This is a genomic window from Neobacillus niacini, assembly GCF_030817695.1.
GTDB lineage: Bacteria > Bacillota > Bacilli > Bacillales > Cytobacillaceae > Neobacillus > Neobacillus niacini_F.
On the sequence record NZ_JAUSZQ010000002.1, the window covers coordinates 3090887 to 3116590 of the forward strand.

General features: G+C 38.3%; 27 protein-coding genes and 1 pseudogene. All 28 read right to left on the minus strand.

Features of this window, described 5'->3' with window-relative positions:
• Positions 1-466: 466 nt before the first annotated feature.
• On the minus strand, positions 467-1048 hold the full coding sequence (locus QFZ28_RS15725; protein WP_307195508.1) for a competence protein ComK: 582 nt from the start codon (positions 1046-1048) through the stop codon (positions 467-469).
• 172 nt (positions 1049-1220) lie between these two features.
• Positions 1221-2249: a DNA sulfur modification protein DndB gene (locus QFZ28_RS15730; RefSeq protein WP_307195510.1), complete on the minus strand. Its 1029-nt coding sequence runs from the start codon at positions 2247-2249 to the stop codon at positions 1221-1223.
• Positions 2246-3343 (minus strand): DNA sulfur modification protein DndB, encoded by a 1098-nt coding sequence (locus QFZ28_RS15735; protein ID WP_307195511.1) that lies wholly within the window; start codon positions 3341-3343, stop codon positions 2246-2248. Before QFZ28_RS15735 ends, QFZ28_RS15730 begins: the two co-directional genes overlap by 4 nt.
• Before the next feature lie 513 nt (positions 3344-3856).
• A complete protein-coding gene (locus QFZ28_RS15740; protein ID WP_307195512.1) occupies positions 3857-4465 on the minus strand; it encodes a thermonuclease family protein in 609 nt (202 codons plus the stop codon).
• A gap of 512 nt (positions 4466-4977) precedes the next feature.
• The gene (locus QFZ28_RS15745; RefSeq protein WP_307195513.1) at positions 4978-6240 is read right to left on the minus strand and encodes a replicative DNA helicase; all 1263 of its coding nucleotides are present in this window, start codon (positions 6238-6240) and stop codon (positions 4978-4980) included.
• On the minus strand, positions 6237-7247 hold the full coding sequence (locus QFZ28_RS15750) for a DnaD domain-containing protein (RefSeq protein ID WP_307195514.1): 1011 nt from the start codon (positions 7245-7247) through the stop codon (positions 6237-6239). The genes QFZ28_RS15745 and QFZ28_RS15750 overlap by 4 nt, the downstream gene beginning before the upstream one ends.
• 171 nt (positions 7248-7418) lie before the next feature.
• Positions 7419-7649, minus strand: coding sequence for a hypothetical protein (locus tag QFZ28_RS15755; protein ID WP_307195515.1), 231 nt, complete (start codon positions 7647-7649; stop codon positions 7419-7421).
• A 284-nt stretch (positions 7650-7933) separates the two neighbouring features.
• Positions 7934-8553 (minus strand): annotated as a pseudogene (locus tag QFZ28_RS15760) (NAD(P)-dependent oxidoreductase).
• A gap of 538 nt (positions 8554-9091) precedes the next feature.
• On the minus strand, positions 9092-10042 hold the full coding sequence (mdh, locus tag QFZ28_RS15765; protein WP_307195517.1) for a malate dehydrogenase: 951 nt from the start codon (positions 10040-10042) through the stop codon (positions 9092-9094).
• 29 nt (positions 10043-10071) lie between these two features.
• The gene (locus QFZ28_RS15770) at positions 10072-10434 is read right to left on the minus strand and encodes a BMC domain-containing protein (protein WP_307195518.1); all 363 of its coding nucleotides are present in this window, start codon (positions 10432-10434) and stop codon (positions 10072-10074) included.
• Between the two features lie 2 nt (positions 10435-10436).
• Positions 10437-10718: a EutN/CcmL family microcompartment protein gene (locus QFZ28_RS15775; RefSeq protein ID WP_283865481.1), complete on the minus strand. Its 282-nt coding sequence runs from the start codon at positions 10716-10718 to the stop codon at positions 10437-10439.
• Entirely contained in the window at positions 10718-11374 is a 657-nt protein-coding gene (locus QFZ28_RS15780) for a hypothetical protein (RefSeq protein ID WP_307195519.1), read from the minus strand. Before QFZ28_RS15780 ends, QFZ28_RS15775 begins: the two co-directional genes overlap by 1 nt.
• Positions 11371-12027 carry a phosphate propanoyltransferase gene (pduL, locus tag QFZ28_RS15785; protein ID WP_307195520.1) on the minus strand — a complete coding sequence of 219 codons (657 nt, stop codon included), beginning with the start codon at positions 12025-12027 and terminating at the stop codon, positions 11371-11373. The genes QFZ28_RS15780 and pduL overlap by 4 nt, the downstream gene beginning before the upstream one ends.
• A 30-nt stretch (positions 12028-12057) precedes the next feature.
• A complete protein-coding gene (locus tag QFZ28_RS15790) occupies positions 12058-12351 on the minus strand; it encodes a BMC domain-containing protein (RefSeq protein WP_063255493.1) in 294 nt (97 codons plus the stop codon).
• Positions 12352-12367: 16 nt separating this feature from the next.
• On the minus strand, positions 12368-13888 hold the full coding sequence (locus QFZ28_RS15795; protein WP_307195521.1) for an aldehyde dehydrogenase family protein: 1521 nt from the start codon (positions 13886-13888) through the stop codon (positions 12368-12370).
• A gap of 23 nt (positions 13889-13911) precedes the next feature.
• Complete coding sequence (gene eutL / locus QFZ28_RS15800) at positions 13912-14565, minus strand: ethanolamine utilization microcompartment protein EutL (protein ID WP_307195522.1); 654 nt, start codon at positions 14563-14565, stop codon at positions 13912-13914.
• A gap of 12 nt (positions 14566-14577) precedes the next feature.
• Positions 14578-15585 (minus strand): ethanolamine ammonia-lyase subunit EutC, encoded by a 1008-nt coding sequence (gene eutC, locus QFZ28_RS15805; RefSeq protein WP_307195523.1) that lies wholly within the window; start codon positions 15583-15585, stop codon positions 14578-14580.
• A gap of 12 nt (positions 15586-15597) precedes the next feature.
• Positions 15598-16962 carry an ethanolamine ammonia-lyase subunit EutB gene (locus tag QFZ28_RS15810; protein WP_307195524.1) on the minus strand — a complete coding sequence of 455 codons (1365 nt, stop codon included), beginning with the start codon at positions 16960-16962 and terminating at the stop codon, positions 15598-15600.
• 17 nt (positions 16963-16979) lie between these two features.
• Positions 16980-18425 carry an ethanolamine ammonia-lyase reactivating factor EutA gene (locus QFZ28_RS15815; protein ID WP_307197044.1) on the minus strand — a complete coding sequence of 482 codons (1446 nt, stop codon included), beginning with the start codon at positions 18423-18425 and terminating at the stop codon, positions 16980-16982.
• 145 nt (positions 18426-18570) lie between these two features.
• Positions 18571-19071, minus strand: a complete 501-nt coding sequence (locus QFZ28_RS15820; protein WP_307195525.1) for a EutP/PduV family microcompartment system protein — start codon at positions 19069-19071, stop codon at positions 18571-18573.
• Between the two features lie 16 nt (positions 19072-19087).
• Positions 19088-19429: a BMC domain-containing protein gene (locus QFZ28_RS15825; protein WP_307195526.1), complete on the minus strand. Its 342-nt coding sequence runs from the start codon at positions 19427-19429 to the stop codon at positions 19088-19090.
• Between the two features lie 5 nt (positions 19430-19434).
• Positions 19435-20694 carry an ethanolamine utilization protein EutH gene (eutH, locus tag QFZ28_RS15830; RefSeq protein ID WP_307195527.1) on the minus strand — a complete coding sequence of 420 codons (1260 nt, stop codon included), beginning with the start codon at positions 20692-20694 and terminating at the stop codon, positions 19435-19437.
• A 170-nt stretch (positions 20695-20864) separates the two neighbouring features.
• A complete protein-coding gene (locus QFZ28_RS15835) occupies positions 20865-21437 on the minus strand; it encodes an ANTAR domain-containing response regulator (RefSeq protein ID WP_307195528.1) in 573 nt (190 codons plus the stop codon).
• Positions 21434-22864: a sensor histidine kinase gene (locus QFZ28_RS15840; RefSeq protein ID WP_307195529.1), complete on the minus strand. Its 1431-nt coding sequence runs from the start codon at positions 22862-22864 to the stop codon at positions 21434-21436. Before QFZ28_RS15840 ends, QFZ28_RS15835 begins: the two co-directional genes overlap by 4 nt.
• Positions 22865-23110: 246 nt before the next feature.
• Positions 23111-23572: a UPF0158 family protein gene (locus QFZ28_RS15845; RefSeq protein ID WP_307195530.1), complete on the minus strand. Its 462-nt coding sequence runs from the start codon at positions 23570-23572 to the stop codon at positions 23111-23113.
• An 82-nt stretch (positions 23573-23654) separates the two neighbouring features.
• Complete coding sequence (locus tag QFZ28_RS15850; RefSeq protein ID WP_307195531.1) at positions 23655-24065, minus strand: hypothetical protein; 411 nt, start codon at positions 24063-24065, stop codon at positions 23655-23657.
• A 24-nt stretch (positions 24066-24089) separates the two neighbouring features.
• The gene (locus tag QFZ28_RS15855; RefSeq protein ID WP_307195532.1) at positions 24090-24434 is read right to left on the minus strand and encodes a hypothetical protein; all 345 of its coding nucleotides are present in this window, start codon (positions 24432-24434) and stop codon (positions 24090-24092) included.
• Positions 24435-24646: 212 nt separating this feature from the next.
• On the minus strand, positions 24647-25600 hold the full coding sequence (locus QFZ28_RS15860) for a hypothetical protein (RefSeq protein ID WP_307195533.1): 954 nt from the start codon (positions 25598-25600) through the stop codon (positions 24647-24649).
• Positions 25601-25704: the final 104 nt, after the last annotated feature.

Genomic DNA, 25704 nt, shown 5'->3' on the forward strand with positions numbered 1-25704 from the left:
TACCATATCCCTCCCTCACTATTATCTTCTAATATATATCTATTCCCTACCTATGCTACTTTTCCTTTTCAAAGGGAGCAGAAAAATCATTAATAAGAACTTTACCGCGCAGTATGTGTCTACTATGCGGTAATTTCCTGCTTAAAAAATAAGGGTTGCTCCACAGTCCAAAGGTATTTCCTTGTGTAAAAATTGTGTAAAACCAATTCGGATCCTACCTTTTTCATTCTTTTTCTCTAAAACAAAAAACACTCACAAATATTAATATATCAACATTTGTGAGTTTTACCGTTTTTTAATTTAACTTGATTTTACTTAAAGATACCGGTAGTCAGAGTCGATCTGTCAATTTAATAAAAAACTTTGAGCTGGGATTGAATTTTTTTCACATAAAAACATATTAATTCTAATTAAATTCTTTATCGTATAAAAAGTTTCTCAAACCCGTGTAATTTACAACGAATTTTTACTCAATTTTTTCCTTTTCAGCCTTATTTTTATCATAATTCTTACAAAGATATCTCCCATTCTTTTCAACGATGAAATAGCCTTTTTTGGGTTGATCTATCATAAATGAGTATTTTGTGTTGTAGACTATTTTATCTTTAAGTTCATCTGTATTCCGTCTTTTTTCTCGAAATGCCGATTCCTTCATTGCTAATTCAATCGTATGTCCGTGTGTTAAAAATACCTTTGTAATTTGTACGCCTTGAGACTTTGTGTCTATTACATGATTGAGAGCAAACCATACACAATTTTCTTTTTTATATGACTTAGTTGGAAATATCCATATGTCCAAGGATTCATTGATTTTGATCGGATACATTTTTCTGTTTTTTCCTAGAAGTAATTGTGAGCTATGTAGCGCTCCCTTAAAGCTTGAACCATAACTCATGAGGGTCTTGTCAATGAGTTTCATAGGTGGCATCGCAACCAAAAACACTTCATCATCATGAACAACAAACGTGTATAACTCACCATTTTCATAATAGACACCATAAAATAGGATAGTTTTATCATTAATCAAATACTTGTACTTAATCTTCACTCCGTACACCTCTTCCGTTTCTATTATCAATTTTTTGATTTAAAATCTATGATTTTAGCACGAATCAGGGTATACTAACTAAAGTTGGTATACCCAACTACCAGAAACTCATAGGCTCCGTCTGCCACGACATTTAGCCTATGGGTTTTTCTTTTGATTTCTCACATTCTCCTCACCTCCCTTGCTGTCCCAGCCAGTTAACTAGCATTTCGATATTTTCTTTGTCATGATCTAAATAATAGTACCCCTTTCGTTTTATGCCTTTGAAATCGCTCCAAATTGGATTCAATCGATTCCAATCTACATTGCTTAACTTCCTCATTCGCTTTCCTAATTCTCTCTTTCGTTCTTCCAGACTATTTTTCTCTAAATCTTTATTTGCATAATAAGCAATACTAACAAGTAATGTATTATTTGCGAGCATTGACTCATTCATATCACCGATTTTCTCTGGTGGGTATAAATTGAATAATTCATTAAACCAATGATTGATGAGATTAATATAATCTTTTGCCTCCATATAGGTTTCATACCGATCATCTATCGTTCTATATACCATCTTTCCTGTTAAGAAAATCGCTACAACCTGACGCAGCTGTGACAGGGATAGAAGCTTTTTATTTGCAGGTTTTATTAATGCTCTTTTCTCAATTTCAACTCCAGCTAGCTTTAATTGTTTATTCGATTTCAAAATGGTATTTGTGATATTATTTAATTCTTTCCTGGAATCAAAGGCAATACGTTTCGATAACGCTACTTTTTTCCCTTTTGTATTAAGATCAATGTAAAGCTGATCCTCCTCTTCTTTTGTCAGCCCATCAAAAATTTGGATTATAACTTCTGTATTTTGAACAAATTGAAGAAGTTTGTACCCTATTTTCATGTCTTCTTCTTGATCACTATTAGCTGCTCGGTATCCCATTTCTTCCATTTGGCCTAAAGCTTTCAGCCGTTGGTTTCCATCTATTATCGATAGTTCAAGTGGCTTGTTATTTCCAATACTTTTAACACTCGCAACCATTGGCGGAAAATATATCTGCTCATTTAAAACGTTTTCAACAATATATTTTTTAATCGCTCTTACATGTAGTTTATTGACCTCGCGCAATTTCATTTGCCCATTTTTTATTAGTGTTAAAAGCTCTTGAATGGTATAGGTTGCTATTGTTTGGCGTTTGGAAAATATGTCACTAATAATCAAGTAGATTCAATCCTTTCTTGATCCAATAATGCCAAAAACTTCGTTGCCGTTCGTTGTATAGTAGTCGTAGATGAATGGTGCTTGATTTTTTTCAAAGCTGGATCATAAAGTTGGATAAATAGTGGATCATCATGCTTCCAAGAGCAGTAATTCTTTAATTTTTTTAATTGTTGAATGGCTTCTAGATGGGAAATGGAGTAATTCTTGGTGAGTTTATATGCTGTATACGCTAAAGCAACCTGAATACCTGTTAACCCCGTAACAAATTTTTTCCGGTTGCCCATTTGTTTTGGGAATAAATGCTTCCATAATTCAAAGAATGCTAGTGAAATAGCCATTACTTCTTTATTTGTGTATAAACCAAAGTCTGGATTGCCTTTTTTTACGGTTAAGACGCCTTCGAACAAAGCAAGAAGACATTTTTTCATGATTGTAAGTGACGTCACGGCGGAATTTTGACTCGTTAAACGAGATAATTCTCGTTCGATTTCAAAATGCTGATGCAGTTGATTTGCCACTTGTCTTGTTATTTCAATGTAAGGGTCACGATGATCATACTGCATAATTAAGCCAATATGCGCTTCCTTCCTCTCTGTATTTATGTCTGTGAAAAGTTGTCTCTCTTCTTGCAGTGATAAATCTAAGTAAATCTGCATTGCTACTGGATATGATTTCAACTGGTCAATATACTCTTGAATTTTATGTGCTTCTTTCTCATGACCAAATTCCTCAGATGTTTCCTTTTGTGATTTTAAATGGCTTAACGCCGATGACATTGCTGAAGCCCTGTGTTGCCCATCAAGTATGTAAAGTTTACTTCCTGGTTCTAGCATCCATCCATCATTAGTTTTTGTTATTGATCCTCGCGCTGAAAAGATAAACGGTGAAAAGAAAAAATCCTTACCCTTTAAGGAAGATAGAATAAACTCTCGTATTTCCGATCTCCTTTGCGGATCTAATTTTCGCTGAACTTCAGGGTCCACCTCAAATAGTGCCTCCAATGTTGAAAAACGAATCTGTGTTGCCAATACTTTTTTACCAAACTGGTTATAGCCAATACCTTCAATAATTGTTTTAAAATCATGATTCGACAATGTTCATCACCTCTCTCCAAAACATTATAATTATTTCCATATATAAAAGTAAATTGAATTTCTTTGTTTCTAAATCCGGTAAACTCTTTTCTCTCTAAGTTTCTATATCCCTACATCAGCAGAACCTTGACGGCATTTAGTTTTATTAGTAAAATATATGAATTTAATTATATAAATCTATATTTCATATTAATTTGCATCAATTTTTAGGAAGAACATTCTAATAATGCATACTAATATATATTTTTTAAATAATTATAGTTTTGTAACTGAATATACATTTTTTATTCATCAAATGTTCATTTTTAATAATTTCCCTACTAGCAATTTGAATTTAGTTTGTTCAAATACAAGATATAAACGCAAGAAAAAGTACCTGTCACTAGTCAAAAATTGTTACATTCGACAAGTGACAGGAACTTTATTTAAGTATTTGAACTATGTCGTATACCGAAATACTCCATATCCTTCATAACCTACTTATTGAATGGTTCCTTTCTCTTTTCTGACGTTTTAAGGCAAACACCCATTAAATCCCCCGTTCATTACAAAATTCGACCTACTCCAGATATTTATTTTCTCCCATTTTGCTTTACGTTCCTCCTCCCTAAATGGTTCAAGGTATTTATAGGTAGGATTCATGATATAAGCCACTCTAGCATACCCCTCTTTTAGAAGAGTTTCTTGAACCGATTCTCCATTCACATAAACATAGGCTAACAGTCGTCCGTAGGAATCTTTTATGTTTTCTTGTTCAAACTCCAATGTTAGCTTGCCATTCTTTACTAGCTCGTTATTCCGTAGTGAAGCTTCTTTTGCATAGAGTTGAACACACATGTTTGGATTTTTTGACTCCGGTGTATCGATCAATAAATAGCGCACCGTTTCTATTTTTCCGTTTAACCATACTTTTATCGTATCACCATCGATGGTTTCGACTAGAGTAACTGGTACTTGTTCATCTGGATTGACAAAGTCCTTCCCCTTCAATACCACACTTTCTGGATTCTCTATCACCTGGGGGCTGCCCTCTTTTACCATTTGTTCTTTCAGTCCTGATAATGGATAGAATGCTAGAAAGGCAGCTGCTGTAATGACGGCTGCACCACCTGTTTTTTTCATGAGAACCTCTCTTTTCTGTCAAACCTTCATCACCCCGTGAATAATATCCCGCTATTGCTGGAAAACTCTCGCATTCCCTCCTCATATCCCGAAACGAAATCACATCATTTCCTCTATAAAATTGATAATCTAGTAAATGTTCATGGCAGTTCCATGGTTTTTGATGAAATGTTTTTTTATAATACTGGATCGCCTCTTCCACGCGGAGTGCAAAGATAAAAACAAAATCTTTCTGGTTCATCTTTAGTGAGTAGACTCGAACCTTATAAATACCTAGTACATTGTTTCGAATCATTTCAGCCACTTTCTGGTGATTTGCCAGATCAAAATTTAATTTGGTTATGTCATCATCTAATGAAATTATCTTTTCTGCCAGTAAATGGTGTATATAATGGGCCAATGAAGATTCTTCATATCGTAAACTATCACTGTAAGCTTCTTTTATTAACATGTATAACACCCTATTCTTTTTTTCCTATTTGGTCTTCTTTCTTAACAGGCTGATGAAAGATTTATACATGGAGGAGACTGCCTTCCTTTTGGTCCTCGATCTTACCTGTATGGACGTTGTACTGGACAAAGACTGATCCAGTAGGACCATTTCGGTTTTTCGAGATGATGATTTCAAGGGAAGGATTCTCCGTTTCCTTTTCATAATACTGTTCACGATACAAGAACAAAATGACATCGGCATCCTGTTCCACACTGCCTGATTCCCGAATATCCGACATCATGGGCCGTTTATCTGCTCTTGACTCCACCGATCGATTGAGCTGCGCCAAACAAACGACCGGGCAATCAAAATCCTTCGCCATCGTTTTGAGAGATTTGGATATTTCCGTTACTTGTAAATGGGAGTTTCCTCCGTAAAATTGACCAGAATGGATTAATGTTAAGTAATCGATAAAAATAATTGGTTTTTTGTATGGAAATTGATTCATCATTTTTCTTGTTTTCGCTCTCATTTCGGCAATCGTTTGTCCAGCCCCATCAAAAATTTGTATAGTGGTTTCAGTAAGCTGGCCTATCACATCCGACCAGGTACTCTTTTGGTCCTGCGTAAGCATTCTTTTCGGATCGCGCATTTTTCTACGGTTAAAGTTCCCGACGGAAGAAATGAGTCGTGAGGTAATCAGCTTTTCAGGCATTTCTAAAGAAAATACCAGCGGCAGATACCCGGCCCAGCCTGACATTTTTGCAAAATGAAGCATGACGTCCGTTTTCCCCATTGAGGGTCTCGCAGCTAGAATGGTTACTTCTCCATTCTGAAAGCCCCCGGTTATCTCATCGAGCTTTGGGATACCCGTTGTTGCCGTTTTCAGTTCGATTTGATCTTCCCAGGGTGCCTCATACATAGCTGCTAATGCCTGTGTGATTGAAGTATGATCCACCAATTTTAATTGGTTAATTTTATCCAATTCACCTATCACTTTTGCAATTTCCCAATCATTCAGGGCAGCCATGGTTAAGATGTTCCTTTTTTCCCGTTCCTTCCACAGATTAAGAATGAGCTTCTCGGTACTGTCGAATTTCTCAATATCTGCAAACGATAACAACTCAGAAAGATAGGATATTCCACCGAAGGATTCAAGATCGGACAAGGTTGTCAATGAAATCAAATCAATATTCCCGCCTGCCTGGGTTACCTCATGCATTCTTCGCAATAATTGTTGATGCCGTGTACTTTCTAGCTGTTCAGGCTTAATCACGGTATCCTTGAGTAAGTACTCCGCCTTTATCAGGCTTCCTAAAAATACTTTTTCCGCTATACTCACCAATCTTCACCTGCCGTTATATCAAGGTCAAAACCACGTGGAATATATCTTCCGCTATGAGTCTCTGTTGATTTCCTTTTGGTTGATACAGGCTTTTGGTTCTCCTGATACGAATCAATTTCTTCCACTGTCAGTAAAGATTCATTTTTCCAATTTTTCAGGATGCCAACCACATACGACAGTCTTCGTTTATTATTGGCACATGCAATATTCAACGCCTTTAAAATCACAGCTTTCGGCTGTAAAAAGGTAGAATCATCTAACCAAGATAACAGCTGCTCCTTTGCATTCACGTTTGTAAAACCAAATCCATTGTTGTCCCAAAACTCAATAATTTCTTTAACATCAACAAATTTTTTGTTCTTCTGCAATTGATGATCACCATTTGGATTACTTTCTATTATTGGCTGAGAAACTTCTTGTTGTTCTTCTTTTTCTTCTTCTTTATCTTTATCTTTTTCTTCTTCTTGTCCACGTATCGTATTACGATTCGTACACGTATCGTCAAACTCTTCACTTTCAGAAACTAAATATGTATGATTTTCATCTTGATCACTAACTTCCTTGCTAAAAATAAACTCTTCTTTTTGCATAAAAGATTCATATAGACTGCGGAATTCCTGTTTTTTAATTGATTCCAAAACAAATTGAAGCAATGAGGTATCTTTGACATCTTTTAATTCGGATAAAATACAATCCATCATTGGTTTCCCAGCTTTATCAAAATTATTTTCTCCCCAGTTTTTTATCGCGAGCTCTCTCGTTTCTGGATTGTAGCGGATCATCTGGTGATGCATGATAAATCGTTCCATTAACGAATGAACACTTTCAATGGAATAACCCATATCAAAGGCGATTTGCTTTTTTGTAATCTGATAGATTCCAATTTGCGTCGTACGCTGATTCGTTAATAGATATAAATAAAAGTATCTGTCCTCTGGTGTCATCTCCTCTGAAACCATCGGATCCATCCAAAAATCAATACGCACTTTTCTAAACTTTGCCATCCTTTACCACTGCCTTTCTCCTCGTAAAATGTTTTCATAAACTATATATAGAGAAAGGATGAAAAAGGTCATATGAATTTCATAAATTTGTGAACGTTTTATGACAAAGGGTTGTTGGGGTGCCCTCCTGGCAGTCATGATCCAAAATAAAAAAACACGCACAAATGTGAATCATTCAACATTTGTGCGTGTTTTTATGTAATGTTTTATTCCAAATTTACCGATAATCAGGTAAAAAATCCTCCACTCGACAAAGAATACAAGCAGAATACTCATCCGCCAGCTTAATAGCTGCAATATGCCTCCGTGTTTCTGGATGTAAGATGGTTGTCGTCTCGATAATATGTCCCCAATAAGGAAGGTCTCTTCATAACCGGCGGATAATCTGACGGATATAAACATCGCTTACCTCCTAAGTTGTTTATTTTAGTATCTGTATTAGATTAAATATTTAATTACGTATTTTCCCATGGATTTCTTCGATAATACTTTTTGATAATTTTTTAAAAAATAAAAAGAGTGACTATTTTAGCCACTCTCAAAACGATGAACATTTATTATTGTTCATAATTCCTTTAACATATACCTAATTCGGTCTAGTAATCAGAAGCGTCGCCTGCCTCTATAGTTCAATCATAATTATGACTATATCGATTTATTCATTATAGCGTAGGATAAGAATATTATTAATAGGCGATACCTACACATGAATTTATATAATCTCTTGTTTTTATCTGTTTAAATGCAAATTCCGCTGTATCTTGAACGGAAATTTCCACTCCACCCTCTGGCAAAAAATCACGGCCTACACGATATTTCCCTTTACACTCTCCATCAGGCAAATAGGTAGGGCAGACAATCGTCCATTCGAGTGTTGATTGTTTAAGCATATCGTAAATTTTATGATGTTCTTCCGCTGCACGGGTAGACTTACGCTTTGATTCGCTTGATTGATAACGCAGAGAATTTGGCGTGGTTCTGCTTTGCAGGATACCTGCAGTCCCTATCGTTATGATTCGTTTTATACCTTCGTTTTCCATTGCTTCGATGATAAGTGGCATACTTTCAGATAAAGTGGTTGTGCCATCAGTATTTAGTGCACTAATCACGACATCAATCCCATGCATTGCACATACGATATCCTCTTTATTTAAAACATTCCCTTGAATAATGGTTAAATTTTCATTATTTATTTGAATCTTCTCCGGGGTGCGAACTAATACGGTAACAGGATGTTTGTCATGAAGGGCATGGGTAACGATTTGACTTCCAACTCGTCCTGTTGACCTAAAAGTAAAATATTCATCAAAATGGGCCTCCTTTTGCAAATACAGCAGCTTTTTTCTTACTAGCTTGCATGTAGGATATCGATTTCTGCTTGAGAAATATCTTTTTCCTTAAATCTAACTGGGAGAAGAATTTGTTTCATCCCTATTTTAAAGGGAAGGTAACGCAAAGTAGCAAAAAAGTCACCAGTTAATTTATTTCAGATCGTTCTAAGTTATTGCTTTCAGCAGAAACTTTATTTTACCATTCTGCAATCAACTGAAACACCTCCCAGTAGAAAAACTTCTCAAACTTAGGGCTACTGCCTTATTCCCGTATTCTTTTTTTTATGACTGTAGATAATGATTGGAGACCTTGTTTCATTATTCATCAAAACAATCGCTTTTTTCTATCAATCGAGACAAAATTAGCATGCCATGCCATGAAGATTTCAAATGCAACTTAAAATGGATACCTTAATAATAAAATTAAAAAAGGTAGAAGTTCGTAATAATATGAGATTTCTACCTTTTAGTTACTATTTCAGTGGTCCCCAAATTTAAGGACATCCTTTTTTGTTAAGCTTTTGCTGTTTCTAATATGTTCATTACATTTTTAACCGATTGGGCGGACTCGTTGAGTGCCGCTTTTTCTTCATTGGTCATAGGGATTTCGATAATGCTTTCGATACCGCTTCCACCTAGTATGGTAGGTACTCCTAGGTAAATATCATTGTATCCATATTCCCCTTCAAGATAGGCAATGGATGGAAGAATCCGTTTTTTATCCTTTAAAATTGCTTCTGCCATTTGGACCATGGAAGCTGCTGGAGCATAATAGGCGCTGCCTTGTCCAAGCAGGTTCACGATTTCACCACCGCCTTTACGTGTTCGCTCCACAATCGCTTCAATTCTATCTGGTGGAAGAATTTTTTCTAGCGGGATTCCACCGGCATAGGAATATCGTACTAATGGGACCATATCATCGCCATGGCCACCCAGGACAAAACCAGAAATATCTTCAACAGAAACATTTAATTCCTGCGCAACAAAAGTATTAAAGCGTGCTGTATCTAATACACCGGATTGACCAATGACGCGATTTTTCGGAAAGCCAGTCGTTTTATAACATACATATGTCATGGCATCGACTGGATTACTTAGGACAATGATGTAGCTGTTTGGGGCATATTTTTTAATCTTCTCTGAAACATCTTTTATAATCTTTTCATTTGTTGCAACTAAATCATCGCGGCTCATCCCTGGCTTTCTTGGAAGACCTGCAGTAATTAACACAAGATCAGCATTTTGAATATCTTCATAGTTGGAAGTTCCGGTAATATTTGAATTAAAACCTTGAACTGGTCCAGCTTCGAGCATATCGAGTGCTTTCCCTTTTGTGGGATTGCATTGTGCTGGAATGTCAACTAATACAACATCTCCCAGCTCTTTTTGTGCCAGCATTAAAGCAGCGGTTGCACCTGTGAATCCAGCTCCAATAACCGCTATTTTTCTACGTGTAAAAGCCATGTTTCTCCCCCGTTCAACAAAATTTGGGATTATTTATCTTCATCTAGTTTATTTGCTGTTTTCTTCTTGATGGTACTTTTCGGCTCGGAAGGAACTTTGGCAGCTTCTCTGCTCTTATCATCCTTTTTTAATAAAACATCTCTGATGGATTCATCTGGATGTGGAATGACATGGGCAGAAACGAGTTCTCCCACTCGGGCTGCTGCTGCTTTACCTGCATCGACAGCTGCTTGAACAGCGCTGACATCACCTTGAACTAATACTGTTACAAGGGCTGCGTCTATTTTCTCTTGCTTAACCAAAGTGACATCTGCCGATTTTAACATGGCATCTGCCGCTTCTATCGATCCGATTAATCCTCTAGTTTCAATCATACCTAATGCTCTTGCCACAATCATTCACCTCGTTTCGTATCTATATCAACGGAATCAATAATACCAATAATCAGGGCATCAATGGGCAATTTTGTATCACCGGACATATTGGCAGCAGCACTCCCCCTAGTGACGATGACTTGGTCGCCAAAGCCTGCCCCGATTCGGTCCACCGCAATAAATGGTGCTCCAGCTGGGGTTCGGTCAGGGTATTCCGGCTGGATAAACAAAAATTTCAACCCCTGCAAATCATCCTCTTTCCTAGTAGCCCATACGTTACCAATCACTGTCCCCTTTTGCATTAAGCTTTCGCCCCTTTTGACTCAATTACCATGATGCTTTTTCCCATCGCCCGTGCCGTATCACGCGCTAAAGGAGTAATAATGGTACTTTTCTCAATCACAATTTGGTCTTCTTTACTTTCCTCTACATCTCTCTGTGTTAACAGCTTTTTCATATGAGAATTTGATACTGGATCCAGCTTGGCTTCGGTTCCATTGCTCATAAAGCTCTCAAATGTCTCAAATTTAACTCCAAATTTCTCCAAATTCTCCTTATATCCTAGCAAGTGCTGTACATAAGCCTTGTTCTTTGAATTTTTCTCCAACAACTGCTCCTGTAAAAAAGCGGTTGGAATGAGAGAAACGGGTATCGATTCCATCATGCAGCGTGAAAGCAATTTACTATCGTCCGTATCGAAAAAACCAAGTGCTCCCTTTACCAGCAAATCCTGTGTTACATGGAGGAAAAGCACTTGGTCGAGCATGTGTAATTCTTTTCCTGTAAAGGATTCAGCTTTTAATACATTCCAATGACCCTTCATTTTCTCTAATAGTGTTGGTTCAATATATATGGGTTCCCCGACTAAAAGAAGATTTGGTTTTGGTTTGCTTACTGGTACGGAAAGTTGCTTTATTACTTCATGGACGATTTGCTCAACCATTTTGTGATCAATCATAATGATGCTTCCTCGTATTTTATAAGTCTACCTATTGTTTTCCCAGTAATAAAACCGGCATTGGCTTCATCTGTATCGACATGCATTTCAAGCTTATACCTTGGAGAAACGCGAATTAAAACCTTGCCAAGTATGATAGGGCGCTCCCCATCAACCTCCACCTTAACATATTCCCCATTCTCAACAGTAAAGTGGTCGGCATCTTCCGGCGTCATGTGAATATGAGCCTGGGCAATGATCAGCCCCTCTTTTTTATAGAGACTCCCCTTTGGTCCAACCAATGTAATCGGAGCAGAACCCTTGATATCTCCAGATTCTCTTAACGGCGGCTTCAAACCTAGTTTAACGGAATCTGTTTGACTCACTTCCACTTGGGTCATATTACGCGCAGGACCAAGAATGCGCACTTTTTCAAGGCTCCCTCTTGGTCCTGCAATCGTAATGGTCTCATTCGCAGCGAATTGACCTGGCTGTGATAAATCCGCTTTTTTTGTTAATTCATAACCCTCACCAAAAAGGGCTTCCAAGTCGCTTTTACTTAAATGACAATGCCGAGCAGAAACAGCCATAGGTATCGATAAAGTCTTGACAGAAATTCCCTTTAACCGTGAAACTACTTCATTCACAATTGATTGTATGGCCTGTTGTTCCATGTTTCTTGCTCCTAACCTATTAAACTTTTATTATAGTTGAACCTCTAATTTTGGTAAAATGCTTTCTAATTCATTGTGTGGGCGTGGGATTACGTGAACAGACATAAGCTCCCCAACACGTGTTGCTGCTGCTGCACCTGCTTCTGTTGCTGCTTTAACAGCACCTACATCACCACGGACAAGAACAGTAACAATCCCGCCGCCAACATGAACTTTCCCAACTAAATGAACATTTGCTGCCTTCACCATTGCGTCTGCGGCTTCTACAGATGCTACTAATCCTTTAGTTTCAATCATTCCTAATGCTGTTAATTCTCTACTCATTTTCATTTCCCCCTAATTAGTTAGTTTGATATTGTTTAATAACTTGATTTACCATTTGTGCGATTACATTTGCGTCAACTTCGCCTTTAGGATTAACTTGTTTTAATACTTGGTCAACGATAAACTCAACATCTTTCGCATCATTTTTTTGTTTATTTTCAAGTGATGGTTTCGGGATTGAGGCCTCTCTAATTCCATAGGCCATTCTCTTAATATTGATGAGATGACGGGCTGTCACATTATCTGAAGTTATATTTCCTCCAAATGAACCACAGCCCAGTGTCAGCGATGGCTTTAATCCCGTTGTTCCCCCGACTGCTCCAATCGATGATAGGGTATTGACCATGAGTCTTGATACAGGCATTTCAAGCGCAAAGTCCTTTGCAACTTTTTCATCATTCGTATGAAGCGACAGACTATGCCCTCTGCCACCAAGATTGAGAAGCTTAAGACAGTAATCCTTTGCCTCCTCATAACTATCCGCTGTATATAGAGCAAAGATTGGCGATAGTTTTTCAATCGAAAATGGAACCTCTTTCCCTACCCTTGATTCTTCTGCGATTAATACCCTCGTATCGGATGGAACAGTAATACCTGCCATTGCGGCAATTTTAATGGCACTTTGGCCCACAATATCCGGGTTTAATTTACCTGGTGCAGGAGAAATTACTTTTTCAAGGATTACTTTCTCTTCAGCGTTTAAAATGTACGCCCCGTTATTCTTTAGTTCCCGGATGGCAACCTGCAGGATATTACGGTCGACTACAAGTGATTGCTCTGTTGCACAAATTGTCCCATTATCAAATGATTTACTATCAATAATCATGGATGCTGACTTAGCAATATTGGCACTTTTTTCAATATAGCAAGGGACATTCCCCGGTCCTACACCAAATGCCGGTTTACCAGAGCTATAGGCTGCACGGACTAAGGCGCCTCCGCCGGTTGCTAAAATAAGATTCACATCACGGTGCTTCAGTAATTCGTTTGTTGCAGCCATTGACGGCTTGGAAATCCAGCCGATGAGACCTTCTGGCGCTCCCGCTTCAATCGCAGCCTGTTCACAGATTTTTAGTGCTTCTATCGTACATTTGGCAGCGCGTGGATGCGGGCTGACGACGATTGCGTTTCTAGTTTTTAAAGAAATTAATGTTTTAAAAATAGCTGTTGATGTTGGGTTCGTCGTAGGGATAATCCCTGCAATCACTCCATAGGGATAGGCAACCTCGGTTACCTTATTCACACGATCCTCATGAATAATCCCAACTGTCTTTTCATTCATAATCGATTCATAAACAGCCATGGAACCGACTTCATTTTTTATTTTTTTATGCTCCACAATACCCATGCCTGTTTCTTCTACTGCCATTTTGGCAAGTTCATGAGATTTAGCATATGCCGCATGTGCGGCGCGCTTAACAATTTCATCTACTTGTTCCTGTGTGTAGGTCAAGTATTTCAATTGCGCCTCCTTTGCCCGCTGGACAGAATCACGCATTTCTTGGATGGATTGGAGATCCTGATCAAATTGCACCATTACACACTCCCTCATTCAGTAAATCAATATTTAATTGGTTTATCAGCGATATCTAGGATCGCCTCCCGAAATGCATCTGTTGCCGCTTGGCACGCAGATTGACTTCCTGTCAAAAGACCACCGCCAAAGTTGGTTTCAGATGGCGGACCGAAAAATTTTACTAGTTTTACATCTGCGGCTTTTAAAGCCGCATCTAAGCCATAAACAGCTTCTAATGGAGGGGCTATTAAATAAGCCAATGGTTCGCCTATTCTAATTCCTGCCTCAGCAGATAAATAGGAACCAGTGCTTGAAACGACATGCGCATATAACGCATGTGTTTTTTCCTGATTTAGTGCTTCGAAATAGGCTTCTGATTCAGCTGTTTGTTGAACCGCATCCATCCCGCTTTGAACTTCATCTGGTGATGGTCCAGCGATAATCCCAATCATTTCTCCCGATAATGGACCGGAGGCGTTTCCTGAACCAGCGTAAAAGGACTTCGCATACACCACCTCGACATCCGCCCGTTTCGTTGCTTCATCAAGGGCTGTGTAGCCAATATCATCAACGGTTGAGGTAAAGATGGCCAGACTTCGATGATATGGCTTTAGGTTAAACTGTTTTGCCAAATCAGGGTCAACATTTGGAATCACGCGAACTGCTAATATATCAGCGTAAATACGTTCTAAAGCCAAACTTATTACCCCCTAGCTTTCCTTTTGAACAAGCGAAACTCCGCTAGCTTCATATTTTAGTATTTTTTGAATGACAGTCCCAATATACGCACCAGCCTCAACTGGAGGGATTCCGCCTTTATGGATATTCGAAATGACCATTCTGTCTGCTTCAATCGTCCCTCTTCTTGGCATATAGCATAAATAGGCACTAAGGGATTCAGCACTAACAAGACCCGGTCGTTCACCAATTAACAAAACTACTACCTTCGGCTGAAGCAATTCACCGACATCATCCATGACAGCTACACGGCCTTTTTCAATATAAAATGGCGTTCCGACATCGAGCCCTAAACTTTGTAATGATTGCTGGAGAGATAAATACACATCCTCAACATTCTCTTCAATCGCACTGGAGCTCAGCCCATCGGAAATAATAATTTGTACAGTTGGTTCTTTACGGCACTTTTCACTAATTAATTGCTTTGTCTCATCTGCCAGCTTTCGTCCATAATCTGGGCGCCGGATGTATACTTCTTTATCGCTTACCCTCGTGCTTACTTTAAAGAGACCAAGACGATTTAAAAGTTCTTCCTTTACATCTCCATATACTGCGTCTACTGCAGCCGCATGGTCAAAACGGAATTTTAACCATGTGTCGGTTTTCGGACGCAGACCGGCTCTTCCGACCCCAATCCGTGACGGTGTTTTCGCAATAAGCTCTTGCAGCTCTTCCGGATTAGATGGATTTTCAATTTGTGAAGAAGTCAGCACAACACTTTCAGTGAAATCATTCTTTGGATTTGCTGTCCCATAATTACCAAATTGAATCAGTCCCACAGAATCCTTTTCTTTCACGCTAGATTCAGTTATTGGTGAATTATTTGAAATTTTTGGTTTTTCATTTGATTTGTGATCCCAGAATTTCACGACCGCACGAGGCACCCCGCTGATTCCTGTCACTTGTGTTTCGGATTCATTTGCGGTTTGTAATTTTTCAACAATTAGCTTTGTAACTTTTTCTATAAGCTCAGGATTCATTTTCTTCAACTCCTATCGGGAAAAAATGGTTGGATCCCCAGCAATCTTACTCAGCTTGCCATTTTCGAGGATTCCCATTTTCTCGAGCCATTCACTAAAAATTGGTGAGGGGCGCTTATTCATCGTTTGTCTTAAGGTAGCGACATCATGGTAGCTCATCGATTGGTAATTTAACATGCAATCATCACCCATTGGCGTCGCGATGATAAAATTAACCCCAGCAGCCGTTAATAGTACACCCAAATCCTCAATGTCATTTTGGTCTGCTTTAATGTGGTTCGTATAGCAAATATCAACGCCCATCGGAATGCCATGCATTTTCCCCATAAAATGATCCTCTAAGCCGGCGCGAATAACCTGCTTGCTGTTATACAAGTACTCCGGTCCAATAAATCCAACAACGGTATTAACGATGTATGGATCGTAATGGCGGGCAAAACCGTAATTTCTTGATTCCAATGTCAGTTGATCAATCCCATAATGAGCTTCTGCTGATAATTCTGAGCCTTGACCTGTCTCAAAATACAAACCCTGTGGTCCAGTTCCTGTCCCTAAAGTCTTTGCCATATGATTGGCTTCCTCAAGTAAAGAGGCGTTAATACCAAACGAGCGATTTGCTGCTTCTGTTCCGGCAATACTTTGGAAAATCATGTCCGCTGGCGCCCCTTGCTCGATGGCTTTCATTTGTGCAGTAACGTGGGCAAGGACACAGTTTTGGGTGGGAATTTCCCACTCCTTAATAAAATTATGAGTAGCATGAAGCAAGCGCTTAACACTTTCTACTGAATCATCAACTGGATTAATTCCGATCACCGCATCACCCATCCCATACGATAGCCCTTCCTTGAGGGAAGCTATCATTCCTTCGACATTGTCCGTCGGGTGGTTAGGCTGCAGACGTGAAGCAAGTGTCCCATTGTATCCAATTGTTATATTACATTTTGTTAAAATTTCAATTTTGTTTGCTGCATGAATAAGATCAAGGTTAGACATCAGCTTAGCCACTGCAGCGATCATTTCACTATTTAATCCACGGCTAAGTCTTTTTAAATCCTCACCCGTTGTCGTATCGTTCAAAATATATTCGCGAAGCTCAGCTACGGACCAATTTTTGATAAATTGATAGACAGGATCGTTGATTTGACCTTCAATAATCCGTGATACTTCATCCTCTTCGGGAGAAAGTAATGGATTTTCACGTATATCCGAGAGCGTTAAATGGCTAAGTACTAATTTGGCAGCAATCCGTTCTTGGACGGTTTCAGCTGCTAAGCCCGCTAAACGGTCGCCGGATTTTTCTTCGTTTGCTTTCGCAAATAGATCCTTTAAGGAAGCGAATTGGTAGACGGTTCCTAAGTAATTCGTTTGCAGCTTCAAGGAAAAATCCTCCTTTCCTAATGATGAAACGTTAATGTTTTAATCACAACTGGCACCACACTTGTTTGCAGCAGGTGTCCAATATCGATATAATCTCCATTTTCCACCCGAATTTGATCAATGCAGATGATAGGTTGCTTCGGATTTTGAACTTTCATAGTTTGACCTAGAACCTTTGCATGATCGCTTTCCAAAACAATCACTATCGGCTGATCCTCATTCGGTTTGATTTTCATGGATTCCAAGATTGCAGCAGCTAATTGTTGAATATCACGAAAACCTAAGTACGGGATTTCCGTTAAAAACAAGGCAAAGTTTTGTCCTTCTCGCTGTGAATCATACACTTCAACTGCGTATTGAACGGCTGCAGGAAGTTTCTTTAGGCCCTCTTGCAAATCATGACCAAAGGGAACCTGAAAAACGGGTAAATTACGCAGTGGTAATTGACTGCTATCCACTTGAATGGTTGCCCCACTGATTTCCGTTGTTTGTGTGCCTGCTCCAAGTACGGTAGCCCGTACGGTTTCATCCGGTTTGATCCATGGCCACTGAGCTAATTCCTTGCTTTCCCAAAGTGATGCAGCAAGAATTTCTCCGATATCATCATATTGTGCAGTTATTGGTGAATTTGTTTCGTATTTATAAAGGCATTCGCTGACTCCTCCAGAAAACATAATCGCATCAATGTCTTCCTGCCAATTCGGTCCATGACCTAAAAGTAAAGGTTTATCCGTATTGAGCAACTGTCTGTTTAACATCCTTGCAATGACGGACGCCATAAATTCTGTCAGACCTTTTATGATTGTATTTTTCCGCTGATCGCCTTCTTTTACTTGTATCTGCCACTGTTGAAATAATTCTCTTATCGGCGGCGAGATACTATTAATCTTTGAACCCGCAAATTCTATCAGCCTGCCGCCAATATGCAAGGTGCAGGTTCCCAGTAGTTTCCCTGATTTATAAACGGCAACATTGCTGGTTCCCCCTCCGATATCGATATTGGCAATCACTTTCCCTGACTTCTTTGAATATTCAAAGGCACCTGAACCTTTAGCAGCTATAATCCCCTCAAGGTCAGGTCCGGCAGACGCGACGAGAAAGTCTCCTGCATGATTGGATAAATGATGGACCATTACCTGTGCATTTTGTTTCGTAGCGGTTTCACCAGTGATAATGACAGCACCTGTTTTTATTGTCTTAGCCTTTATCCCAGCTTTTGCATATTCTCTTTGAACTAGAGACTCTACTTCACTACTATTAATGGCTGTAGAAGACAATAATGGCGTCCGATAGATTGGGCTGCGATACAATACTTCCTTGTTAATAATCTCAATTCTCGGCATATGCATCCCGCCTGCCATATTCATGAGGGAAAACTTGCTAATGACAAGCTTGGTCGTACTGGTACCAATATCAATACCCGCGCTAAGAATCTCCTCATGCTGAGGCTCATATCGTTTAATGAAGATCACCTCTTTTTTTAAAAAAACAAAAAGGCGCCCCATACAATCCATCAGAAAAATGACCGATTGTATAAGGCGCCTTTGCCTACTATATTCACTTGTTATATTGGTATTTTAGTCTATTCATTCTTTTTTGTAAAGGGTTTCATAAAAAAAATGCTGTTTCTTCGGGAATGGTCTTCGTATAATTCTTCATTTCATCCATTGAGCTGCATTTTACTAGTTCCTTTATTTCTTGCAATCCTTGTCCAGTATATGCCGATGTAATGACAATGGGACCACTTGGTATCACTCTTTTTAAGAGTCGAATCGCTTCCTTAATATCTGCCTTTTCTGAATCGCATTTCGTTACAACCCCGATTGGTAACTTCGTTATACCTCTACTAAATCCTGGAGGAAATATCATTTTTTTCTTTGTCGCATCCTGCATATATAAAACGTGAGTTACTTCCAGTGCCGTTGCCATAATATTTTTGTAGAATAAGGGATTCTCCGTATACTCACCTGGTGTATCAACAAGCCAGTCACGATAAACAAGTGCTTGGGTCTTAACCGCCGGGACCTCACGCCCAAGGAGAGCATTCGTTAAAGTTGATTTCCCAGCACCAATGGAGCCGATTAGCATTGCCCGATTTTTTTTCGTCATCGCCTATCAACCTCCATTATGATTTTGTAATCGCAGCAGGTGTATAGCGTAAAACATCAGATAAGAATCGGTTAATCTCCTCCATTGCCATTTGGACTGAAGAAACACTGCCTACAATGACCAGGCTTCCTGTAAAACGATCTAAAAAGCCAATTTGTACGTCCGCTGCTTTCGTTGCTAAATCCCCGGCGATAATCACCGTCTCACTAGGTGTTAACGTTAAGATTCCCATGGCTCCCCCCGGCGTAATTCCAAGTTTATCAAACATATCCGGATCAGGGTTGGCAATTACATGACTCAATGTCACTTGTTTTCCTGGTACAAATTCCTGTATAAATCGTTTTTTCTCTTCACTCATTTCAATTACACTACTTTCTTTTCATTTTCTTTTGCTGGTAAATACTCATCCTTACCAATGATACCAGCTTCACGATCCTTTTTCTCTAACTCAAGTGCTTTAGGCACCGATAACCAATAGGCAAGACCGATTCCGATGATACCAGCGGAAATTTTACCAATCATAATAGGAAGGATTAAAGTTGGCTGGAAGTTAGCGGTAAAAGATAAATGGTCTCCTAATAAGAAAGCTGCACAGACCGCAAAAGAAATATTGATCACTTTATCCTTTGGCGGCATCGTTTTAACCAATTTAAACATCGCAAGGATATTGGCAATCGTTGCAACCAATCCGGCGCTGCCTTCTTTACTTAACCCAAGCTTACGGCCAAGTGCTTCAAGCGGACCCCCTGCATACTTTTGCAACAAGTAAACCATTGGAAATGCACCAGCCAGCATGATACCGATATACCCAGCAGTTTCTAATGCGCGGAATTGATCTGCTTTATCCGCCATGATTGGGTGGAAGCCCCAACCACCTAATACGTTGGAAAAAAGTCCTGTGAAAATTTCCACGATGGAGAAAACTAGAACAAGCTTGATACCTGCATCTAAAATTCTTCCAAACCACATAAATGCATTAATCATTAAATCCGGAAGGAAATATAAGCCTACTGCAATCACAACAACAAATAATAATAGCGGGCTTAAATTTAACAATATTTGTCCATAACCTAAGGCAAATTGGAATTTCGCCTCTCCAGAAGTCGATATAAAATCACGGACTTTTGAATTGGAAAGAGCAATAATTGTACTAGAAATAAGTGCTCCAATAGGAATCGTTAATACCCCTGCCATGACACCAAGAGCCATATATTTATGGTCTCGTTTATCAAGCATCGCAAGTCCCATTGGGATTGAGAAAACGATTGTGGCACCAGCCATGAAGCCAACAATCATCGCCATGATCCATCCTTCTTGCGTTTGTTTTAACACTTCAGCTAATTGATAACCTCCCATATCAGTGGCGAGTATGGCTGTGGCCGCAATCGCTGGATCCGCACCAATTGCCGCAAAAAACGGACCGCAAACTTTGTCAATAAACCATGATAGATATGGAATTGAAGCCATGATCCCCGCAGCTGGCACAAAAATATGCCCAACCGCATGTAACCCTTCCATAAATTGTTTACCCAATCCATCATCACTATTCCGAATTGCGGCAACTGCCCCCATTACTGCACATGTCATGATAATGTAGATTACTACTTTTCCTACCATCTCCATGTTTAACCCCTCCTTGATCGTATTAAAAATATATAGTAAATGGAAAATGAGACAATCTCCCAAGTGAATACGCTTCCACTTTTTGCAAAAAAAGACAAAAGGGTGCCGTACGGTTCCTAACTTCAAAACCGCAGAGCACCCTTGCCCAGTTTATTCACTTGTGAATGATTTTAAGCATTATATTTTAAAATAATATGCTTCGCCACATTTTCCAGTGTAACCTGCTTGTTCATACTAATTTTTCGCATTTTTCGATAGGCAGCATCTTCTGGAATATTATATTTATCCATGAGGATTCCTTTTGCTTTCTCAACCATTTTTCTTTCCAACAGCTGTTTATTCATGTTTTCCACTTGCTCACGATAAACCTGGGTATTCTCTGCTTGTCTTAGCGCTATTTCTACGGCTGGAATCAAATTGGCTTCTGTGATCGGCTTTACTAGGTACCCCATAATATTCGCCTGCTTCGCCTTATCAATATACTCTCTTTGACTATAAGCGGTTAAGATAAGGATTGGCGTATTCATTTTTTTGGAGATAATTTCACTTGCCTTTAAGCCATTTAATTTTGGCATTTTAATGTCCATTATGATTAAATCTGGCTTTAATGAAATAGCAAGTTCTACTGCTGTTTCTCCATCACCAGCTTGAGCAATTACCTCATAACCAGCATCCTCGAGCATCATTTTTATATCAAGGCGGACAATGGATTCATCCTCCACCACGATAATTCTTTTTTTCACGATAGACTCATCTCCCTTTCTACGGGGAATGTAACAGTGGCCAACGTCCCTATATCGGTTCGTTGAATCGAAAAATAACCAGATAAATCATGCTCTACCATCATTCTGACAATATCTAATCCTAATGAAGGTTTTGACTTTGACGAATATCCTTCCCCATTGTCGATCACTTGAACCTCAATATCATTGCCTTTTTGCTCAAATAGGACATCAATTTTACCTTCATCCATCGTTTTAAAGGCATGTTTTACACAATTTTGGATTAATTCATTTATCACCAAGGCAACTGATACTGCTTTATTTGATTTAATCTGCAGGTGCTGCCCCGAATAGGAAATCATTATTTTTTTATTCTCATGCTCAGATTCCCAAACAAGCATGTTGCCGATTTTTTCAAGTAACTTATAAATATCAACATCATCCACACTTGAATTGGACAATATGACTTCATAAACCGAGGCTATACTTGTAATGCGATTTAAGCTCTCCACAAAATGGACTTTGCTTTCCTCAGGCAGGCCTCTTCTCATTTGAAGCCGTAAAAGACTGGCAACCGTTTGCAAATTATTTTTAACACGGTGGTGAATTTCACGTATTGCCACTGATTTAACTATCAATTCTTTTTCTTTCTCTCTTAGTTCAGTAATATTTTTAAAAATAACAAACATGCCATTTGCTTTGTCAAACTGATCAAGTTTTATTTTTTTTACCTGAAAAACCTTATTTAACATCTCCACTTCCTGAATTATCAGTTCTTCAGGTTCATTGAGGATCGCTTGAATTCTAGGAAAATAAGAAACTAATGGCAGTATTATCGACCTATCATTTTCGCCTATTTCCTGAATTAGGTTAATTGCTGAAGGATTACAATAGAGTATTTTCCCCTCTTGATCGATAAAGAAGAGAGATTCTTCAATCATCTCAGGTATAATTGGACGATTTTCAGTCAAACCGATTAGAATTTCACTCAATGTTTCAGTCGCCTCTGACAACGCTTCCATTTTTTGCTGATTTTGGAGCTGTTCACTAACGTCCTTTTCCATTATGAGCGCACCAATTACCCGGTCATTAGCGCCATTAATTGGAACAACACTTTGATCTACCGTTTTTCCCTCTTGGGTTAATGCTCGGTTTTGAAACGCTGGCTTCCCGGTCCTTAATGTATAGAGAACGGAAGGTTCAAACGCTTCATATGCAAACTTTCCCACAACAGATTTTTTATATACTGGTTTAGTCGTTGTCGGCGCAGCCTCTGCGACGACAATCGCATGCTTTCCTTCTTTTGTTAAACAATCAACAAAAATATTTGCTTTATTCAAGTCAGCGATTAAAGGTAAATTTCCGACTAACTCTTGTAATTGTAAAACGTCTTCCTTCGATAGATTCGTATGAAGGTAGCATAATTCTTCCAGCATGTTGTTTTTCATATGTCGAATCTCCTATTAAATTGAGAACAATTTATGACATTTATTATAGTGTCTATAAGAGGTTTTTGTCAATAATCCGAAAACCTTTCAATCTCTTACTTTAATTAGGGGAAGTGGGGTCAGTCCCACATCCCGTTAAAGTATTAGCTCACTGGGGGACTGACTCTTTATTTCGGATATTATAACCAACCAAATAATCAAAATAAAACAAAGGAATGAGGATATAAACCAATTGATTATAAGCATTCATTTGCTATAGTCAATACCATTCGTTTCACAAAATTCCTGAGCTATTTCCTTATATTTCATATCTCGGTAATCATACCATTTTTCAGTTATTCCTAAACGATTGATATTATCCTTAAATCGTCTGAATGCTCCCTTTACACGAATTGATTTGAGTAATGCATCCTGCATATTAATATCTGTTACCCTAAAACAAAAACTTTCCATCATATCATACTCATTAATATCATATTGAGAAGGAAACGCAGCAAACTTTCCAAAATTGTCTACTATATCCAAGGCTAGCTTCACTTCATCTCGTTCCCATTCAGATAAGTGTTCATAGTCCTCTCCATCTTCAGCAATTAATAGCGCCTTTTGTGAGACATAAACGATTTCCCCAGTATCTAGATTAAGAAACGATCGGTTTTCATCCGATTGCATCTCTATTCCTTCAATTATATTTTCAAGCTTCACCTTCATATACTCGTTTATCCCTTCAAAAAATCTTATAAATTAAATCTTTCATTTCAATTTCTTACGTATAATTTCGAATTCCAATCTTCTACAAAAGCTTATATCCTTTATATGTTATCAAATACGGAATTAATTGCTCACCCACTAAATTAAATGAACAGATTGAAGACTTCCCTAAACGAAATGCTTTTTCTATTCTGTGATTACCATCTATGATAGAAAATATTCCAGGTCGGATTTCAGCTTGAATGATAATACTATCTACATCAACTGTAGGTAAATGGTCTTCATTTAAAGATGAATTATGTCCATACCACCTAAACCATTTTTTAATATTAATATTTTCTTTATCAACAACTAGTTCACCAGAATGAATGTCCTCCATAATTTTAGATATATTAAATCGAAATATACCAACACCAAAGATTTCATCGTTTTCTTTAGTATGACAAGGTGTAAAATTATTATTTAAATGTAAGGTTCTTGTTTCAACTTCCATATTCTTCCTCTAACTTTTCTTAAATTACTTCAAATGTTGAATGGATAATATTAATTCAAGATGTTGTCGGCGTTTCTTTGATATTTCTACATATTCATTGTATATCAATTCTTCATAATCAAAACTATGGCCGTTATCCATTGTCTCGTAGTATTTTTTGCATAAATAAACAATCATACAGTTTCTAATAGCTTTGGATAGAAGGTGAAAATTTCGATTATAATGGGAATTTGACTCAGTACTTACTAATTTACCTGCTTTTTTACACTCTTTACACAGATGTTCACGGTGACCTCTACCGCTAAATTTTTCATTAGGTAGAAAATCCACACATCCTTTGCAGAAATGGCCTCGTTCCTTACTTCTCACTCATAAAACTCCTCATTTGAAAAACTTTTAATCTATTTAATAAATATTTTATCATCTTCATTAACCCAATACACTTTAAGGCATTTACTATTTTAACTCGTTTTTACCTAAAGATACCGGTGGTCGGTGTCGAACTAGACGAAAATGTATTCACAGATTCTTAATAAAGATATACTTTTATTTATATTGTTGAATTAACCTTATCCACCCGTCTAATCAGGTAAAAAATCCTCCACACGACAAAGAACACAAGCCAAAAACCCATCCGCCAGCTTAATAGCTGCCATAGCCCGCCTTGTTTCTGGATGTAAAATAGATGTAGTTTCAACAATATGTCCCCAGTAAGGTAAGTCTCTTGACAAGCGACGGATAATCTGCCGGATATAATCATTACTTACCTCTTGCCCGCTTCCCTTCGTAGCAATTTCTCGTAACTCCCTATATGTCCTGAAGCTTTTGGCGGTTACGATTCCATATAAGGTATAAAAAGCCTTTGGATTCAACGAAGTCGGTTCAAAATCTTGAAAATGAATTTCCATTCCGTGATCGGATTTTTTTAACAGCACTTGGTTTTTATCAGGTTTCAAGTTGATAAATTCATATTCTCCGATCTTTTCTTCTCTCCCATGTTCAATTTTTCGGTAAAACATTTTATCAAAGATCTCTTCATCTAGTACGAGAATCTCATTTTTATACCGCTCTATTCTTTCAATCTCCAGGTCTGTATACACATTACCTTCGATATCGTTAATCTCCTGAATGGCTTCTTTTGCTATCTTGATGCCGCAATTGACGAGAAACATGTTTGCAAGCATCCTTTGGGTATCATTTAATTCTTCTTCCATTGAACCGTCCAATGCTCTTTCAAGAAAGGAAACGGCTTTCGTATATTCCCGGTTACGATAATAAAGAAATCCCAATCGATAATTTGCAACTGGGTGGTCTTTTTGCATTTGTTGTGCTTTTTCTAAATATGTTCTTGCTAATTTTGGGTCAGGCTTATCGGCCATTTTAAAATACTCCCCTTGGGAAACATATAATTTCACCAGTTTCTTGGTTATTTCCTTTTCAAGGGTTTTATCTCTTTGCTTTTTGGCCGCGACAAGTAATTCTTGTAATCGTTTTTCTTCCATCATTGGATGGGTCTCATCATCACAATCCCTCATCTTCCTTTTCACCCCTCTTTGAAAAAATCCCTTTTACTTTGTCAATTACCTTCTTCTCATGCTGTGACAGTCAGTCACAATTGCCTTGCTATACTTCGATTATA

Excerpts from the sequence above, each read along its gene's own strand:
- QFZ28_RS15740 (WP_307195512.1), bottom strand. The coding sequence starts at position 4,465 with ATGAAAAAAACAGGTGGTGCAGCCGTCATTACAGCAGCTGCCTTTCTA.
- QFZ28_RS15750 (WP_307195514.1), bottom strand. The coding sequence starts at position 7,247 with ATGGCAAAGTTTAGAAAAGTGCGTATTGATTTTTGGATGGATCCGATG.
- QFZ28_RS15755 (WP_307195515.1), bottom strand. The coding sequence starts at position 7,649 with ATGTTTATATCCGTCAGATTATCCGCCGGTTATGAAGAGACCTTCCTT.
- mdh (WP_307195517.1), bottom strand. The coding sequence starts at position 10,042 with ATGGCTTTTACACGTAGAAAAATAGCGGTTATTGGAGCTGGATTCACA.
- QFZ28_RS15775 (WP_283865481.1), bottom strand. The coding sequence starts at position 10,718 with ATGCAAAAGGGGACAGTGATTGGTAACGTATGGGCTACTAGGAAAGAG.
- QFZ28_RS15780 (WP_307195519.1), bottom strand. The coding sequence starts at position 11,374 with ATGATTGATCACAAAATGGTTGAGCAAATCGTCCATGAAGTAATAAAG.
- pduL (WP_307195520.1), bottom strand. The coding sequence starts at position 12,027 with ATGGAACAACAGGCCATACAATCAATTGTGAATGAAGTAGTTTCACGG.
- QFZ28_RS15790 (WP_063255493.1), bottom strand. The coding sequence starts at position 12,351 with ATGAGTAGAGAATTAACAGCATTAGGAATGATTGAAACTAAAGGATTA.
- QFZ28_RS15795 (WP_307195521.1), bottom strand. The coding sequence starts at position 13,888 with ATGGTGCAATTTGATCAGGATCTCCAATCCATCCAAGAAATGCGTGAT.
- eutC (WP_307195523.1), bottom strand. The coding sequence starts at position 15,585 with ATGAATCCTGAGCTTATAGAAAAAGTTACAAAGCTAATTGTTGAAAAA.
- QFZ28_RS15820 (WP_307195525.1), bottom strand. The coding sequence starts at position 19,071 with ATGACGAAAAAAAATCGGGCAATGCTAATCGGCTCCATTGGTGCTGGG.
- QFZ28_RS15825 (WP_307195526.1), bottom strand. The coding sequence starts at position 19,429 with ATGAGTGAAGAGAAAAAACGATTTATACAGGAATTTGTACCAGGAAAA.
- eutH (WP_307195527.1), bottom strand. The coding sequence starts at position 20,694 with ATGGAGATGGTAGGAAAAGTAGTAATCTACATTATCATGACATGTGCA.
- QFZ28_RS15840 (WP_307195529.1), bottom strand. The coding sequence starts at position 22,864 with ATGAAAAACAACATGCTGGAAGAATTATGCTACCTTCATACGAATCTA.
- QFZ28_RS15845 (WP_307195530.1), bottom strand. The coding sequence starts at position 23,572 with ATGAAGGTGAAGCTTGAAAATATAATTGAAGGAATAGAGATGCAATCG.
- QFZ28_RS15850 (WP_307195531.1), bottom strand. The coding sequence starts at position 24,065 with ATGGAAGTTGAAACAAGAACCTTACATTTAAATAATAATTTTACACCT.
- QFZ28_RS15860 (WP_307195533.1), bottom strand. The coding sequence starts at position 25,600 with ATGAGGGATTGTGATGATGAGACCCATCCAATGATGGAAGAAAAACGA.